The organism is Ruegeria sp. MALMAid1280, assembly GCF_049195285.1.
Lineage (GTDB): Bacteria > Pseudomonadota > Alphaproteobacteria > Rhodobacterales > Rhodobacteraceae > Ruegeria.
The window spans coordinates 32,962-48,547 of the sequence record NZ_JBMIRT010000059.1 but is presented as its reverse complement, the minus strand read 5'-3'; the positions used below and the strand labels follow the sequence as shown (position 1 = coordinate 48,547).

Annotated in this window: 13 protein-coding genes and 1 tRNA gene; 5 read left to right on the top strand and 9 right to left on the bottom strand. The window is 59.7% G+C overall.

The features are described from left to right. Positions 1 to 27: 27 nt before the first annotated feature. Together ACOQFT_RS17100 and ACOQFT_RS17095 are read right to left on the bottom strand one after the other, a co-directional pair. Positions 28 to 1,260 carry an HlyD family secretion protein gene (locus tag ACOQFT_RS17100; RefSeq protein WP_421599095.1) on the bottom strand — a complete coding sequence of 411 codons (1,233 nt, stop codon included), beginning with the start codon at positions 1,258 to 1,260 and terminating at the stop codon, positions 28 to 30. A gap of 3 nt (positions 1,261 to 1,263) precedes the next feature. After that, complete coding sequence (locus ACOQFT_RS17095) at positions 1,264 to 1,668, bottom strand: hypothetical protein (RefSeq protein WP_421599094.1); 405 nt, start codon at positions 1,666 to 1,668, stop codon at positions 1,264 to 1,266. Between the two features lie 118 nt (positions 1,669 to 1,786). On the opposite strand from ACOQFT_RS17095, the gene ACOQFT_RS17090 reads away from it, so the two are divergent. The 3 genes from ACOQFT_RS17090 (at position 1,787) to ACOQFT_RS17080 (ending at position 3,915) form a co-directional block, all read left to right on the top strand. Continuing rightward, positions 1,787 to 2,860: an NAD(P)/FAD-dependent oxidoreductase gene (locus ACOQFT_RS17090; protein ID WP_421599093.1), complete on the top strand. Its 1,074-nt coding sequence runs from the start codon at positions 1,787 to 1,789 to the stop codon at positions 2,858 to 2,860. Then, positions 2,857 to 3,510 carry a DUF938 domain-containing protein gene (locus tag ACOQFT_RS17085; protein ID WP_421599092.1) on the top strand — a complete coding sequence of 218 codons (654 nt, stop codon included), beginning with the start codon at positions 2,857 to 2,859 and terminating at the stop codon, positions 3,508 to 3,510. Before ACOQFT_RS17090 ends, ACOQFT_RS17085 begins: the two co-directional genes overlap by 4 nt. 69 nt (positions 3,511 to 3,579) lie before the next feature. Further along, complete coding sequence (locus ACOQFT_RS17080; RefSeq protein WP_170440650.1) at positions 3,580 to 3,915, top strand: carboxymuconolactone decarboxylase family protein; 336 nt, start codon at positions 3,580 to 3,582, stop codon at positions 3,913 to 3,915. Between the two features lie 45 nt (positions 3,916 to 3,960). Here ACOQFT_RS17080 and ACOQFT_RS17075 read toward each other — a convergent pair whose 3' ends face one another. The 5 genes from ACOQFT_RS17075 to ACOQFT_RS17055 form a co-directional block, all read right to left on the bottom strand. After that, entirely contained in the window at positions 3,961 to 6,468 is a 2,508-nt protein-coding gene (locus tag ACOQFT_RS17075; protein WP_421599091.1) for a GcvT family protein, read from the bottom strand. A gap of 137 nt (positions 6,469 to 6,605) precedes the next feature. Further along, on the bottom strand, positions 6,606 to 7,892 hold the full coding sequence (locus ACOQFT_RS17070) for a hypothetical protein (RefSeq protein WP_421599090.1): 1,287 nt from the start codon (positions 7,890 to 7,892) through the stop codon (positions 6,606 to 6,608). A 130-nt stretch (positions 7,893 to 8,022) separates the two neighbouring features. Then, entirely contained in the window at positions 8,023 to 9,429 is a 1,407-nt protein-coding gene (locus ACOQFT_RS17065; protein ID WP_421599089.1) for an FAD-binding oxidoreductase, read from the bottom strand. 13 nt (positions 9,430 to 9,442) lie between these two features. Further along, the gene (gene ggt / locus ACOQFT_RS17060; RefSeq protein ID WP_421599088.1) at positions 9,443 to 11,236 is read right to left on the bottom strand and encodes a gamma-glutamyltransferase; all 1,794 of its coding nucleotides are present in this window, start codon (positions 11,234 to 11,236) and stop codon (positions 9,443 to 9,445) included. Between the two features lie 46 nt (positions 11,237 to 11,282). Then, positions 11,283 to 12,269, bottom strand: a complete 987-nt coding sequence (locus ACOQFT_RS17055; RefSeq protein WP_421599087.1) for a 2-hydroxyacid dehydrogenase — start codon at positions 12,267 to 12,269, stop codon at positions 11,283 to 11,285. Positions 12,270 to 12,439: 170 nt separating this feature from the next. Here ACOQFT_RS17055 and ACOQFT_RS17050 point away from each other — a divergent pair, with 170 nt between their 5' ends. Next, entirely contained in the window at positions 12,440 to 12,928 is a 489-nt protein-coding gene (locus tag ACOQFT_RS17050) for an SH3 domain-containing protein (RefSeq protein ID WP_421600064.1), read from the top strand. A 38-nt stretch (positions 12,929 to 12,966) separates the two neighbouring features. Here ACOQFT_RS17050 and ACOQFT_RS17045 read toward each other — a convergent pair whose 3' ends face one another. Beyond that, on the bottom strand, positions 12,967 to 13,470 hold the full coding sequence (locus tag ACOQFT_RS17045) for a ferritin (RefSeq protein ID WP_421599086.1): 504 nt from the start codon (positions 13,468 to 13,470) through the stop codon (positions 12,967 to 12,969). 406 nt (positions 13,471 to 13,876) lie between these two features. Here ACOQFT_RS17045 and ACOQFT_RS17040 point away from each other — a divergent pair. Continuing rightward, positions 13,877 to 13,951 (top strand) — tRNA-Gln (locus tag ACOQFT_RS17040). Positions 13,952 to 14,370: 419 nt separating this feature from the next. Here ACOQFT_RS17040 and ACOQFT_RS17035 read toward each other — a convergent pair. Then, a complete protein-coding gene (locus tag ACOQFT_RS17035) occupies positions 14,371 to 15,393 on the bottom strand; it encodes a GlxA family transcriptional regulator (RefSeq protein ID WP_421599085.1) in 1,023 nt (340 codons plus the stop codon). Positions 15,394 to 15,586: the final 193 nt, after the last annotated feature.

Here is a 15,586-nt window from a genome sequence, read left to right as displayed (position 1 = left end):
TGGCAGTTTTCCAGCTTACGCCGAGCTTCAATGCCCCGTCAGAACCAGCGTGTTCACCGGCATCAGGATCAGGCGCAAGCGCAGGCCTGCCGCGTGGACCACACCGATCGTGTCGATCACGTGCAGCGCGGCAGAGTGCCAAAAGCCCAGATCCTCGTGCTCCAGCCGCTCATGATTGTCGGTATAGACATTGGCCAGACAGTTGCTGCCCGGCGGGATGTCATCGGCCATGGCTTTATAGAGCGGCTCCATATACACCAGAATTGAGCCCGGCACCTTGTTGGCCTGCACATCCCGCAGCTCATCCGTTGGACGGATTTGCCCGGACGGGATCACGTCCTGAACCTCGACCACCACCATCGGGATCACTGTGAAGGGTTTGGTCATGCAGCCCAACTCGCCGATCATACCGGGTTTGATAACCTGTGCTGACATCTGGTTGAAGGCCGCCTGAAACCGGTTTTGGCCCGATCTTGACGGGACCAGAATACCAGCCGGGCGCAACAGCGGGCTGACATAGTCACCGACCTGCAGACCGAACTGTTCAACCCGGCCCGTCACACCAGCGCTGATTACGGTCTTGTCCAGTTCGGTCAACGCGGCATCCAGTTGCGCGCTGGCGCTGACCAGTTGGGCGGGGATCAGCTCTTCGATCTGTTGAACGACAGCGGCACGCTGCGCCTCTGCCGCCCTCAGTTGCGCCTCACGTTCAGCCACCATGTTTTCCAGCCGGTCGATCTCGGCAAGCCTCACGGCGCTGGAGCCTTCGTCGCGCAGGGTTGTGTTGCGCTCCAAATCCTCAAGCGATTGATCCAGCGAGGCGCGAGCCCCAGCAATCCCGGCTTCGGCTTCGGCCAGATCGGTTTCCGCCACTTTCAACGAGGCCTGAACCTGCGCGATCTGGGCATGGGCGGCCTCAACCATGGCGGTCTGGGTGAAATCCTCGATCCGGAAAATCGGCTGGCCTGCGACGACCTGCTGGTTGTTGGAGACGTAAACCTCGGACACGCGGCCACCCAGTTGCGGCAAGATCGTCACCGTGCGGAAATACGAAGCGGCCGTCTTGCTGGCCGGGTGGAAATAAAACAGCGTGGTGATCACCGTCAGCGCCAGAATGGCACAGGTGGTCAGGCCCCAGCGCAGCTCGTACCACATGGTAAACAGCGTGATTTCATGACCGATCCGCTTGCCCTGTACAAACCGGCGGAACAGATAGTCGGGCAGCACCGTTACCAGCGCGCACATCAATGTCTCAAGCATGTCTTACTGCTCCTGCTGCGCGGCGGGTTCGGCGGACTGGGTCGGCGCCGGTTCGGGCGGGTCCTGTTTGCCCAAAGATCGGATCGCGTCGGCGATTGCCCTCAGCGGGGCGGCAACGTCGGGGAACTGGAACCCTGCCACCAGGACGGCGGCAACCCAAAACAGACCGTTATGGGTGAACAGCGCCAACAGGGCCAGTATGCCGACCAATTGGAACTGTGGGTGGTTGGATTCATGCGCGATCTTTTCGGGGATCGAGTGCAGGGTGAAATATCCCACGCCAATCAGAATGATGACGACAACGGTAAAAATAAACATGAACGTCAAAAGAAAATCACTGCCGTCCGCCTGGGTCACGTAGGACGGAATATGCCCCGTGGCCATCGGGTGTAGGTCTGCGGTACTCACCCTGCCCTCCTGTTTCTGCTTGGTTCTTGTTTGGATGGGTTGATGCGTAAATTCAAGCCTGCTTAAAGTTTTCAGACGTTTTCATGCACTGAACACAGCACGTGACCAAAGGGGGCACATGATTGATTTTCTGATCATCGGCGGCGGCATTGCAGGCCTCAGCACCGGGGCGCGGCTGTCTCAGCACGGGAAAGTCACCGTGCTCGAGGCCGAGGAGGCCCTGGGCTATCATGCCTCGGGCCGTTCGGCCGCATTGTTCGAAGAAAGCTATGGGCCGCCATCGGTTGTGGCGCTGAACAGGGCCAGCGCCAGTTTTATGCACACCGAAAACGGTGGCTACTTGACGCCGCGCGGGCTGATGCTGGTTGGCGGAAAGGATCAGGGCGAGGCCTTCGAACAGGACGTGGCAGATCTGAACATGCAGGTCATTACCACGGACGACGCACAGACCCGCGTGCCGATCCTGAACCTCGAGACGCTGGGTTTTGCCGCGATCAGCAATGGAGCGTTCGACATCGACACGGACAGGTTGCTGCAGGATTTCGCCCGCGTCATTCGCAGCAATGGTGGTGAGGTTTTGACCAAAGCCAAGGTCACCGCCATTCGCAAAGCCCGTCACTGGATAATCGAGGCCGGTGGCACCTACGAGGCAGATACTCTGATCAATGCTGCGGGCGCCTGGGTGGACGAGGTCGCAGCAATGGCCGGGATTGCCCCGATCGGGATCATTCCGAAACGCAGGTCGATGGCACGCTTGCCTGCGCCGGGCGGGCATGACGTGAAAGACTGGCCCATGATGCTGGGCGTGGGTGAGGCGTGGTATGCCAAACCCGATGCGGGCAAGCTGCTGGTTTCTCCGTCCGAGGCCGATCCGGTGCCGCCACATGATGCCTATGCCGACGATATGGTTCTGGCCGAAGGTCTGGCCCGGTACGAAGAGATGGTCACCGAGCCCGTCACGCGGGTTGAAACCAACTGGGCGGGGTTGCGCAGCTTTGCGCCCGATGGAACCCTTGTGCTGGGGCCGGAACCGGCTGACCCGTCGTTCATATGGGTGGCCGGTCAGGGCGGGTACGGGTTCCAAACCTCTCCGGCCGCGTCGCAGTTGGTTGCGGACCGCGTGATCGGTGCTGCGCCGGACCTGGATGCGGAAACGATTGCGGCCCTCAGCCCGGAAAGGTTACGCAGATGACCAAACGCCCTTTACCGTCCAATGCCAGTGTCGCCACTGAAGGGCAGGATGGGCGGCTGATTGCCCCCGCCGCAACCCGCAACGCCGAGGCGCTGTGTGACCTGCTGACGCAATGGGCCCCAACGACCGGACAGGCGCTGGAGATCGCCAGCGGCACAGGCCAGCATGTCAGCGCCTTTGCTCAAGCCTTGCTCGGCCTGCATTGGCAACCGACCGAAGTTGAACCCGATCGGCGTGCCAGCATCGACGCTTATGCCACCGATCTGCCCAACGTCGCTGACGCCGTCGCACTGGATGCAACAGCGCAAGGGTGGCATGAAGCGTTCGCCGATCAGAACCTGATCGTTCTGATCAATCTGGTGCATCTGATCAGTTGGCAGGAAACGCAAGTACTGATTGCCGAAACCGCACAGGCACTGGCCCCCGAGGGAAGGTTCATCCTCTACGGGCCGTTCAAACGCTCAGGCCAACTGACCAGCGACGGCGACCATAGGTTCCATAGCGCGCTGGTCCAGCAAGACCCCGAGATTGGATATAAGGACGACAAGGACATTGCCGGTTGGATGGCGGGGCAGAACCTGATTGTCCTCGATATCGTCGAGATGCCTGCGAACAATCTGGCCTTTGTCGCGGAAAAGACCGTCACCTGATCAAGATCAAGGCCCGCTTTGACGCATCAAAACATATTCCGTTTGCCTGATATTAAATGGAATGATGACATGAGCTGGCAGGACAAGATCAAAGACACACGCAATGGTCTGCGCAACCTCAACGGCGCGATACCCGATGCCACCCGCGCATTCGGTGCGCTCAGCGCTGCGGTCAAACAAGGCGGAACACTGGATTACAAGACCAAAGAGTACATCGCCTTGGGCATGTCCATTGCGATCCGGTGCGAACCCTGCATCACGCTTCACACCGAAGCGCTGGTCAAAGCGGGCGCAACGCGAGAGGAGTTTTCCGATGTGTTGGCCATGGCCGTACAGATGGGCGGCGGGCCATCGATGATGTACGCCGCCAAGGCGCTGGAATGCTACGATGAACTGAGCGCCTGATCCCGAAAGCAAAAGGCCCCGGGCTTAGCCGGGGCCTTTGTGTGTTCAGCCGTCCTTGCGGATGGTTTCGTTCTTCGGATCGTAGGGGCTGTCGCAGGTGACGACCGCATCCCATAGCTTGTCCTGAATTTTGACTTGCAGCTTGGTGCCTTCGACCGCCATCTCGGGCTTTACGTAGCCCATGCCGATGGATTTCTCGAACGCTACCGAGTAGCCGCCCGAGGTCAGACGACCCACACGCTCACCTTCCGGCGTATACAGCGCCTCGCGGCCCCACGGATCGGCATCGTCCGGTCCGTCGATCAGCAGAGTGCAGCACTTCACGCGCACACCGGTCTCTTCCAGCTTGGCCTTGCCGTAGAAGTCTTTCGACAGGTCGACAAAGCGCGGCAGGTCGGCTTCCAGCGGGGTCGCGTCGCGGCCCAGTTCGGTGCCGAAGGCGCGATAGGATTTCTCCTGACGCAGCCAGTTCTGGGCACGTGCACCGACCAGCTTCATACCGTGCTTCTCACCGGCTTTTTCCAGCAGGTCAAACAGGTAGTTCTGCATCTCGATCGGGTGGTGCAGTTCCCAGCCAAGCTCGCCGGTATAGGCCACACGGATCGCGTTCACCGGGCACATACCCAGTTCGATCTGGCGGGCCGACAGCCACGGGAAGCGCTTGTTGGACAGCGCGGTTTCCGGATCGGCGTCCTTGATGACCTCTTTCAGAACGTCACGCGACTTGGGTCCGGCGATGGCGAAGACGCCCCACTGGGTGGTCACGTCCTGGATTTCGATATAGCCGAACTCCTCCATCTTGTCCTCAGCCGCCTTGCGCAGGTAGTCGGCGTCATACTCGGTCCAGGCACCGGCAGAGACGATGTAGTAGTTGTTCTCGCCATTGCGGACGATGGTGTATTCGGTGCGGGTGGTGCCGTGCGAGGTCAGCGCATAGGTCAGGTTGATGCGACCGACCTTGGGCAGCTTGTTGCAGGTGAACCAATCCAGGAATTGAGTCGCACCGGGGCCTTTGACGACGTGTTTGGTAAAGGCCGACGCGTCGATCAGGCCAACACCTTCGCGGATCGCTTTGGCTTCTTCGACGGCATATTGCCACCAGTTGCCACGGCGGAACGAACGGCTTTCCTCGTCGAAGTTTTCAGGCGCATCGACGGGGCCAAAGTAGTTGGGGCGTTCCCAACCGTTTACCCAACCGAACTGGGCGCCACGCGCTTTCTGGCGGTCATAGGCCGGGACGGTCCGCAGCGGACGGCAAGCCGCGCGCTCTTCATCCGGGTGGTGCAGGATATAGACGTGCTCATAGCACTCTTCGTTCTTGCGGGCCGCGAACTCGGTGGTCATCCAGTTGCTGCTGTAGCGTTTGGGGTCCAGCGAGGCCATGTCGATCTCGGCTTCGCCATCGACCATCATCTGCGCCAGATAATAGCCGGTGCCGCCTGCTGCGGTGATGCCGAAGCTGAAGCCTTCGGCCAGCCACATGTTGCGCAGGCCCGGAGCAGGGCCAACCAGCGGGTTGCCATCGGGGGTGTAGCAGATCGGGCCGTTGAAATCGTCTTTCAGGCCGGACTCAGCACAGGACGGAACACGCTCGGCCATCGCCATATACTGTTCAGCGATCCGGTCCAGATCCAGCGGGAACAGGTCGGCACGGAAGCTGTCCGGTACGCCATGCTCGAACTGCGCGGGTGCGCCGTGTTCATAGATACCCAGAATCCAGCCGCCGCGTTCCTCACGCGCGTAGGATTCGTTGTCGGCGTCACGCACAACGGGGTGTTCGGGGTTGCCAGCTTCGCGCCATTTGACCAGCTCGGGGTCTTTGTCCATGACGATGAAGGTATGCTCAACCGGGATCGCGGGCATCTTGATGCCCAGCATTTTGGCGGTGCGCTGCGCGTGGTTGCCGGATGCGGTCACGACATGTTCGGCGGTGATCACCACCTGCTCATCTGACGGAACAAGGTTGCCGCCCTTTTCCACCATCTTGGTGCAGGTGACTTCCCAATGGGTGCCGGTCCAGTGGAAGGCGTCGGCCTGCATCTTGCGAACGATCTCGACGCCGCGCTGACGCGCACCCTTGGCCATCGCCTGCGTTACATCGGCAGGGTTAATGTAGCCGTCTTCGGTGTGGTAGATCGCGCCTTTCAGGTCCGAGGTCTCGATCAGCGGCCAGCGTTCCTTGATCTGCTCAGGCGTCAGCCATTCATAGGCGACGTCGCAGGTCTCGGCAGTGGACGCATAGAGCATGTACTCGTCCATACGTTCCTGCGTCTGCGCCATGCGCAGGTTGCCGACCACGGCGAAACCTGCGTTCAGGCCGGTTTCTTCCTCAAGCTGCTTGTAGAAATCAACCGAGTATTTGTGGATGTGGGTCGTCGCATAGGACATGTTGAACAGCGGCAACAGGCCCGCTGCGTGCCAGGTGGATCCGGACGTCAGCTCGTCCCGTTCGATCAACATCACATCGTCCCAGCCTGCCTTGACCAGGTGATAGGCAATCGAGGTCCCGACGGCGCCGCCGCCAACGACCAGTGCTTTGACTTGGGTTTTCATAACCGGACGTCTCTCCTTGGAATCTGTTGGAACCATATGGCGCATTTGCAGGGCCAAACGCGACATTCATCCGACCAGTGAGAGAAGGAAAACGACCCCGCCGCTGCATATGAGCGGCGGAATCTGTCTATCTGAGCTTATTGCCCGATGACTGAACACCGCTTGATGCTACCGACCTTGGCACAGCCACCACCCAGCCCGCCCTTGTGCACACGCACCGGTTGGCTGGCCTTTGTGCGCGTTGCCGCAGCCTCTTTGGGTTCCGATTCCCCGAACGCCGGCAGCTTGTCTTTCAGTCGGCTAAAAAAGCCAGGCGCCTCTTGTTCGGCGGCGGCGTCCTTTGCTGCGTTATCCACTTCAGCGGCAATATCCGTTGCTGCGGTGTCCTGTTCGGCCGGGCCATCCAACGCGGCGTGACGTTCATCCGAATCCAGCAGCAATTTCTGCGCCCGCCCATAACCGATCTGCAGAATATCCTGATTTTCGAAAACCTCTCCGCCGGTGATGTCCATCAGACCTTCGCTGTTGAAACCCGACGCTGTCATCGCGTTCACCATAACCGCGGCAAAATCCAGATTCTCGAGCTTTTTGCTGGCTGTCTTCTCCTGAACCATCTTCATTTTGGAATACAGGCGGTCCATTTTCGTGGCGACCTCCGGCTGCCGGGCCATCGGCACCGATAGCCCCTTCCCCACCACAGGCGAAGGGAAGGTCATCAAAGCATTCAGCGCCGCATAATCAACCTCGCCTAAAAGCTCGCGGATCGAGGCGTCGCTTGCATTGGTGTGCATCCTGACGACGACCTCTTCGTCGATCCCGATCCGCCCAACGATCTTGCGATACGCAAGCGCTTTAGCCGGAGACGTCGTGTCCTGAGTAATCTCGATGAAGGCGACACCATCAACGACGGCGAATCCTTTCTTGATCACGGCATGTGCCATGAAATTCTGCTGCCGGGACAGCGCGATCCCTGCCAGCGTATTGCGCGCCGATTCCGGCTTCAGGCTGATATCGAACCAGGCGATTTCCTCACCTTGTACATAGACCGCACCCGTCTTGCTGAGTTTGCGCAGAATGCCGTCCTTGCCAGCATTGGTCAGGCTCATCAGTTCTGCCGTGTTAGAAATGGAACTGATCAGAGGCGTCATGCCATATTCTGTGATCGCGGTCGCAACGTCTTCGTTACCCGCATCGGTCAACTCGTACCGCATCCATTCTTTGGTAGAGGCGGGAAGATGGGGTTTTGCACCCGCTTCCCACAACTTCTTGCGTTCCCGCTCGGCGGCTTTGACATCACGCTCGACCTGCTGCTGCGCAAAGCGATGCTTGATCGTGTCCACATAGCCATTGGCGGACAAAGTGCCTTCGTGTTTTTTGTCCTGTTGATAATAGTCCAGACCGATGATGACCAAGACTATGATCATCACAAACCCAAGAATCCGCAAACCATCCATCTGAATATCCGAAATCAATCACTGCTCGTTTTTGCGAAAGATAGACCCAAATTGGGGCGGTCTTATGGCTGCAACGCCGGAATTTCGGTGCGGATAACAATCATGTGGACGGCAGAATTTTACCCGGATTCATGACGTTATCCGGGTCCAGAGCCATCTTGATCGCCGCCATATAGGTGACCGCCGGGCCCAGTTCCTTAACCAGATAGGGTCGCTTGCCCTGCCCGATTCCGTGTTCGCCGGTACAGGTCCCTTCCATCGAGATCGCCAGATCGTTCAGCCAGCCGACAAAGCCATCGGCCTTGGCCACCTCGTCCGCATTCTCCATGTCGATCAGCAGCAGAGTGTGAAAGTTCCCGTCACCCACATGCCCGACAATCGGGGCCAATAAGCCAAGCTCCTGCGCCTTGGCACGCGTCGCCGCGACGCATTCCGCCAGGCGCGAGATCGGGACGCAGACATCGGTGGAGATGCCGCGCGCGCCGGGGCGCAGTTGCAAGCTGGCCCAATACATGTCGTGCCGCGCCTGCCACAGTTTGTTGCGCTCTTCGGTGGTCGAGGTGGCAGCGAAATCCGTACCGCCAAATTCTTCGGCAATCTGACCGAATGTCTCGGCCTGCTCGACCGCACCAGCCTCGGAACCATGAAACTCCAGCAGCAGCAGCGGCGTTTCCGGCAGGTCCAGCCCGGAATAGGCGTTGGCGGCTCTGACCGACAATTCGTCCAGCAGTTCGATCCGTGCCACCGGCACGCCATATTGGATCGTCACCATCACCGCCTGACAGGCCGCATCGACCGTTGGAAAGGAGCACCGGGCCGAGGTGATCGCCTCAGGGATGCCCTGCAGGCGCAGGGTAAGTTCTGTGATAATGCCCAACGTGCCCTCGGCCCCGATCAGCAGGCGGGTCAGATCGTACCCGGCCGAGGATTTCTTGGCCCGGTGCCCGGTGCGGATGATTTGCCCGTCCGGCATCACCGCTTCCAGACTGAGGATGTTGTCCTTCATCGTGCCATAGCGCACCGCATTGGTGCCCGAGGCCCGCGTTGCCGCCATTCCACCCAGCGAGGCATTGGCACCGGGGTCGATGGGAAAAAACAGGCCTTGATCGCGCAGATGGGTATTCAGGTCTTCGCGCGTGACGCCGGGCTGCACGACGCAATCCAGATCGCCCGCATGGACAGCCAGCACCTTGTTCATCTGGCTCAGGTCCACCGAGATACCACCTGCCGGAGCATTCACATGCCCCTCCAGCGAGGTGCCGGTTCCAAAGGGGATCACCGGCACCTTGTGCAGGGCGCAGGTTCTGACGATCTCGGATACTTCTGCGGTCGAATGCGGAAACACCACCGCATCCGGCCACTGGTTTTCGATCCATGTGGTCGTGTGGCCGTGCTGTTCGCGGATCGCCTGACCGGTTTGCAGGCGATCGCCGAACTTCTGCTTCAGAATGCCGACAGCTGTTTCAATCCCGGCCTCGTTTCGGGGCAACGCTACTGCCTGCACCATGAAGACCCCCCTCTTATTCGCCTAGCGCGATGCCTTCGCGGCGCGGGTCTGCGCCACCGGTCAGGACATCTCCGATTTCAATCGCGTGCAGGCCCGAGGTCAGGTCACGCGGGTTGACCTCGTACCCCAGCTCGATCAGCGCATCGGCATAGCCCTCGGCGGCTGTTCCCTGCTCGACATCATAGGTGCCAAATCGGTTGACCAGATGCGGCAGAGACAGCGCCTGTTGCACATCCATGTCCCAATCGGCCCAGGCGATGATCGACTTGGCCACGTAACCAATGATCCGGCTGCCGCCCGGAGAACCAATCGCCAGTACGGGCGCGCCGTCTTGCATCACGATGGTCGGGCTCATGGACGAGCGTGGGCGCTTGCCCGGCTCCAGCCGGTTGGCAATCGGAACGCCGTCGCTATGGGTCTTGAACGAGAAGTCGGTCAGTTCGTTGTTCAACAGGAACCCGTTGGTCATCAGCCGCGAGCCAAACCCGTTCTCGATTGTCGTGGTCATCGACAGCACGTTGCCATACTGGTCGACGACCGAGATATGCGAAGTCGAGGGTAACTCCAGCGAGACATCATCCGCCCAGTTCGACGCGTGGTCGAATTCGGGGTTGCCGGGCGCGACTTCGGTCAACGCCCCCTCGCCGCCCAGCAGTTGCCCGCGCTCGGACAGGTAGTCGGGATGAACCAGGCCCTGTGTGGGCATCGGGACAAAATCGTGATCGGCCATGTATCGACCGCGATCCGCAAAGGCCAAACGCGAGGCATCGCCGATCAGACGCCATGTATGCACGTCCTCCGGCCCCATCGTCGCCAGATCATACCCGTCAAGCATCCCCAGTATCTGACCAACCGTCAGCGCCCCGGACGAGGGCGGACCCATGCCGCAGACCTCATAGGCTCGATAGGCGGCGCAGATCGGTTCGCGCTCGATCACCTGATACAGGGCCAGATCGACACCGGACAGTACACCGGGATTGCCCGGCGCGCCGCGCACCGTGCTGACGATCCCCGCCGCGATCTCACCTCCATAAAACCCGGCCGACCCTTCGCTGGCCAGAACCCGCAGCGTTTCGGCATAATCCGGGTTCATCAGCCGTTGTCCCTGCTGCAATGGCTCTCCGCCCGGCAGAAAGTACTCAGCGGTCGCCGGGAAACGTGACAGACGCTCGGCATCAGCTTCGACCAATGTGGCCAGGCGCGGCGAGACCAGGAACCCCTCGTCCGCCAGCGTGATGCCATCCTCAAACAGGCTGGGCCACGGGCTGCGGCCCCAGCGCCGGTGTGCCTCGGCCAGCAAAGCGGGCGTTCCGGGCGTGCCGACCGAAAGACCGCCGACCACGGCATCGTAGAATTGCAGCGGCTCGCCGTTTTCATCGTGGAACAGCCTGTGGCTCGCCTCAAGCGGAGCCGTCTCGCGCCCGTCCAGTGTGGTCAGCTTGCCGGTTGCGGCGTCGTACCATACCAGAAATGCTCCACCGCCAAGGCCCGAGGATTGCGGCTCGACCAGCCCAAGCACGACCTGCACGGCGACCATCGCATCGGCGGCCGATCCTCCGGCCCGCAGCACCCTGGCCCCGGCCTCGACGGCCAGAGGGTTCGCGGCAGCAACCATCCAGTTCTGCGAAGTCACCGGCTGACCGGCCATCTTGGCCTCAAGCGCGGCGATAATCTCGTCCGTAAGACCCTGAACCTGGCCGTCCGAGGCCCCCTCGGGGGCTACCGCATCCGCCGTCTCCTGGGCAAACGAGGCCCCGCCCAGCATCAACGCCGTCAAAAACAATCCCGAAATCAGATTTCGTTTCATCGTATCCTCCTGAAAATTCGTTTGTCATCCCTGCGGCGCAAACGCGTCACAACATGGATGGCACAACCTGATCCGGCGGGCGGTGCCCATCTTCAAAGGTCTTGATATTGATAATGACTTTTTCGCCCATCTCAATCCGCCCTTCCAACGTGGCCGATCCCATATGAGGCAGCAATACGACGTTCGGCAATTGCCGCAGGCGCGGGTTCACATGCGTGCCGTGCTCGTACACATCCAGCCCCGCCCCGGCGATATCGCCCGAGCGGATTTGACGGGTCAGCGCGTTTTCATCGATCACCTCACCCCGCGACGTGTTCACGATCACGGCCGATGGCTTCAACAGCTTCAGACGCCGCGCATTCATCAGGTGAAAGGTCGACGGCGTAGACGGGCAGTGAATCGAGATCACATCCATCCGCGCCACCATCTGGTCGAGGCTTTCCCAGTAGGTCGCCTCAAGCTCCTGTTCGATCTCGTGGCGCAACCGGCGGCGGTTGTGGTAATGCACCTGCATCCCGAAAGCCGAGGCACGGCGGGCCACGGCCTGACCGATCCGGCCCATGCCCAGAATACCAAGGCGGCGCCCGCCGATCCGGCCACCCAGCAACGCGGTCGGGGCCCAGCCTATCCAGTCGCCTTTTTGCATGACCGACAGCCCCTCGGGGATCCGGCGAGTCACCGAGAGGATCAGCGCCATGGTCATGTCCGCGGTATCGTCGGTCAGCACGCCGGGCGTGTTCGACACAAGAATGCCCCGTTGCCGGGCCGTGGCCACATCGATATTGTCGACCCCCGCCCCATAATTGGCGATCAGGCGCAGATTTTCCCCCGCCTGCCCCAGCAACCCGCCATCAATGGCGTCGGTCACGGTGGGCACAAGGACATCCGCGCTTTGCACCGCTGCGACCAGTTCGTCTCGTGTCATGGGCGTGTCATCGTCGCGCAACTGTACATCGAACAACTCGCTCAGCCTGGTTTCAACCGCCTCGGGCAACCGTCGCGTAACGACAACACTCAGACGTTCTCTTGGCACCTTTGTCCTCCCACCGCTTTGCAAACTTTCGCGCGCCATGGCATCGTGGCGCAGGATAAGGCGGGGCACAAGAACCCCATCGCATTGAGACGACCTTTTTTCGAAACCCGATCAACAGGCACAAGAGCAAACAGTCAGTGAGTGGTTTTCTACCAGTAAAACGCCGCCTTCTGGTGGTCACGTCCGCAATTCTGGTTGCACTGGGCACTCTGAGCGCCAGCGCACAGGACAAGCGTGGCCCAGTCACCAACCTGCCCCTGCCGCGATATGTTTCGATGAAAGCCGCCGAGGGCAACGTGCGCCGCGGGCCCTCGCTGACTCATCGAATCGACTGGGTGTTCAAAAGGCGCGGAATGCCGCTGCAGATCACGGCTGAATACGGCAACTGGCGCAGGGTCCAGGATCGCGACGGTGCCGGCGGTTGGGTTCACTACGCTCTGCTATCCGGTGCCCGCACGGTGCTGATCGAATCCGAATTGCTGACCGTCTACACCAGCCCCGACCAAAATTCTCAGGTCAGCGCTAAATTCGAATCCGGAGTGGTGGCGCGTCTGGGCAATTGCAGCCTGGACTGGTGCCACATCTCGGCCGGCGGTTATCGCGGCTGGGCGCAAAAATCGAACCTCTGGGGCGTCGACCCCGCCGAGATTCGCGAATAGCGGGGCGTTCCTGCCGCCCCGCGTGAAACGTGCAGCTGCTACGCGCTTTCGGCGGTACGTGTGCCCATTTCCTTATCCAGCAGCAACAGGTTCCAGCGATCCCCGTTGGCCGCTTTGGTCTGGTCGAGGATTTTTCCGAACAGGTCTTCTTCCTCGTTCTGCTCTGCCAGGAACCAGTTGAGCATATTCTGAGTGCTGTATTCCTTGACCTCATGCGCCAGCCCGAACAACGCATTGATCTGGCCGGTCACGGTTTCCTCGTTCGCAAGCGCGTGTTCCAGCGCCTCAACCGGCGAGGCATAATCCGTTTTGGGTTTGGCGATCCCGTCGATTTCGATTCTTCCGCCACGCTGGGCGACAAAGTCGAAGATACGCATGGCGTGCCCGCTCTCTTCGACCGAGTGCCCGCGAAACCACTGGGCAAATCCGGGCAGGTCCTCGGATTCGAAATACGCCGCCATAGCGAGGTAGGTATAGGATGCGTGAAGTTCGTTGTTGATCTGACGATTCAACGCTTCTGCGACCTTCGGGTTCAACTTCATCTTCTTCTCCTGTGTCACGAGGTGCGGGGGTTAGCATACAGCTATGATTTCCAACCTACTGGCGCAACCGCTGGCTTTTGGTTTTTCAAATATTTTTCAATAATTTACCTGGAATTTCTGCAAGTGAATTGCACTTGCAACGTCTGAGGCCTTCCACAACCCAACGCGATCAGCTGCCCCCCCACACGCGACAAGACTAACAACTGGTGCACCCCCAGCCAGGACTTTGCGCAGTCGCGACTGCCCATACACCTCGAACACCTTTTCGTTCAGTTGGCCGACAGGCGAAAATTCAGAGCTCTGAGCCATCGAGAACGCGAGCCAAAAATTTTTGCTCCAAGCCAAAGTTTTTCACTCAAAACCTCTTGAACCCTCCGATCAACAATCGTAGATAGCCGCTCACCGTTGGGGTGTAGCCAAGTGGTAAGGCAGCGGTTTTTGGTACCGTGTATCGTAGGTTCGAATCCTACCACCCCAGCCAGCGTTCTCCGAAAGAGCCACGAAATAAGGGGAATTCCGCCCCTTCAAGCCGACATGTATCCCATGCCTCCGAAGGTGGGATACAATGCGGGATACACGCTCGTCACTCCAAGATCGGATTTCGACCCAGGCGACGCGCTCGCGTCGGCCCATATCTTATGCGGCGAGGCCGCACCTATTTCTTCATGAAGCGTCTGCCGAAAAAATCTCTGGCAGCGCATCAAACCGATTTCTGCGCTTTTCTCTGCAGACCGACCTACCGCTCGACGCCGTTGTGCGGGCCGGATGCCTGCTCGCGGTTTACGAGCAAAGGGAACCGGAAATCGTGGACGCAGTGAAAAAAAACGAAATAACACCTGAAACCGAACACGCTGTCGGGCCAATTGACGGATGGTCGCGAAACACTTCCTTTTCCATCCGTCAACCGACTTGCGTGAATAGCAGCCGCTTCTTTCTGTAGGTCGACGCTGGCATCCCGACATATCGCCGGAACGCATTTCGAAAACTCGACGTTTCGGTATACCCAACCTCTCCGGCGATTGCGTCAATTGGCAGATCCGTTGTTTCCAGCATCTGCTTTGCTTCTTCGATCCGCAGTGTTTGAACATAATCAACCGGGGTTTGCCCTGTGGCTTTTCGGAAACGGCGCAAAAGGCTGCGTTCCGTCAGGCCGCTTCTTGCGGCCATGGCAGCGACCGGTGTCGGCAATGCGTAGTTGTCAGCCGCCCAAACCTGCGCGTCTGCAACCAGTGCATCATCGTGCTGTGTGCCGGCCGTCAGCGAGGCATAGTGCAACTGTCCTTCTGTATGGGGCTGCAACAGATAGATCTTGGCAATGCGACGGGCCTCGTCTGGGCCTGCGATGCGCCCGATCAGATAGAGCACGAGATCGCCCCAGGATGATGCGCCACCTGCTGTCACGATCCGGTGCCCTTCGCCCGCAGGCACCAGAATGCGTTCGCGGCGCATTCTTATGTCGGGATACTGCCGGGCAATGACATCACAGAAACTCCAGTGGCTTGTCGCATCAAGACCATCCAGCATCCCGGCCTCGGCGAGCAGATAGGCCCCGGAACAGACCGATGTGATCAAGGCTCCGTCATCGCGTGCTTTCTTGAGCCAGATAATCATCGGGGCGAACTCATCCGGGACACCAGTTCCCGGTGCGAAGTGAAAGTCTGGGACGATGACGAGATCGGGCTTTCCAAAACTGTCCAGCGACCCATCCGGTGTGATGCGCCGTCCGTTGATGTCCTGATAGGCAGCACCGTCACACGATATCAATGCCGCATCAAAAACAGGCGGTCTGGGGGCCGTACCATGCAACATTTCCCAGTCACGTCCGACGGACGCCAGCGCGTCGAGAATGCAATAAGCGGTTGAGGTGCCGACGCAGGGCATGGTCAGAACCGCGGTTCGGCAGGTGGATTTCTCTTGCAGCATCAGAGTGTCCGATATTCACCTATTTTGGCATTTTGCAGGCGTAGTATCACAAAACCTCGTTACGCAATACCTCGTTCCTGACCAAAACGCGCACGATTGAGCGCCGCCAAGAGAGGGCGCTGGTCTGTAGCATAGGGGTGAATGTGTCTGAAATTCACCGTTTTTGGCATATCTGAGCATATCGCGACTCGGC

Coding starts and splice junctions, on each gene's coding strand:
- ACOQFT_RS17085 (WP_421599092.1), top strand. CDS start 2,857: ATGACCAAACGCCCTTTACCGTCCAATGCCAGTGTCGCCACTGAAGGG.
- ACOQFT_RS17090 (WP_421599093.1), top strand. CDS start 1,787: ATGATTGATTTTCTGATCATCGGCGGCGGCATTGCAGGCCTCAGCACC.
- ACOQFT_RS17065 (WP_421599089.1), bottom strand. CDS start 9,429: ATGGTGCAGGCAGTAGCGTTGCCCCGAAACGAGGCCGGGATTGAAACA.
- ACOQFT_RS17035 (WP_421599085.1), bottom strand. CDS start 15,393: ATGCTGCAAGAGAAATCCACCTGCCGAACCGCGGTTCTGACCATGCCC.
- ACOQFT_RS17100 (WP_421599095.1), bottom strand. CDS start 1,260: ATGCTTGAGACATTGATGTGCGCGCTGGTAACGGTGCTGCCCGACTAT.
- ggt (WP_421599088.1), bottom strand. CDS start 11,236: ATGAAACGAAATCTGATTTCGGGATTGTTTTTGACGGCGTTGATGCTG.
- ACOQFT_RS17075 (WP_421599091.1), bottom strand. CDS start 6,468: ATGAAAACCCAAGTCAAAGCACTGGTCGTTGGCGGCGGCGCCGTCGGG.
- ACOQFT_RS17070 (WP_421599090.1), bottom strand. CDS start 7,892: ATGATCATAGTCTTGGTCATCATCGGTCTGGACTATTATCAACAGGAC.
- ACOQFT_RS17080 (WP_170440650.1), top strand. CDS start 3,580: ATGAGCTGGCAGGACAAGATCAAAGACACACGCAATGGTCTGCGCAAC.
- ACOQFT_RS17045 (WP_421599086.1), bottom strand. CDS start 13,470: ATGAAGTTGAACCCGAAGGTCGCAGAAGCGTTGAATCGTCAGATCAAC.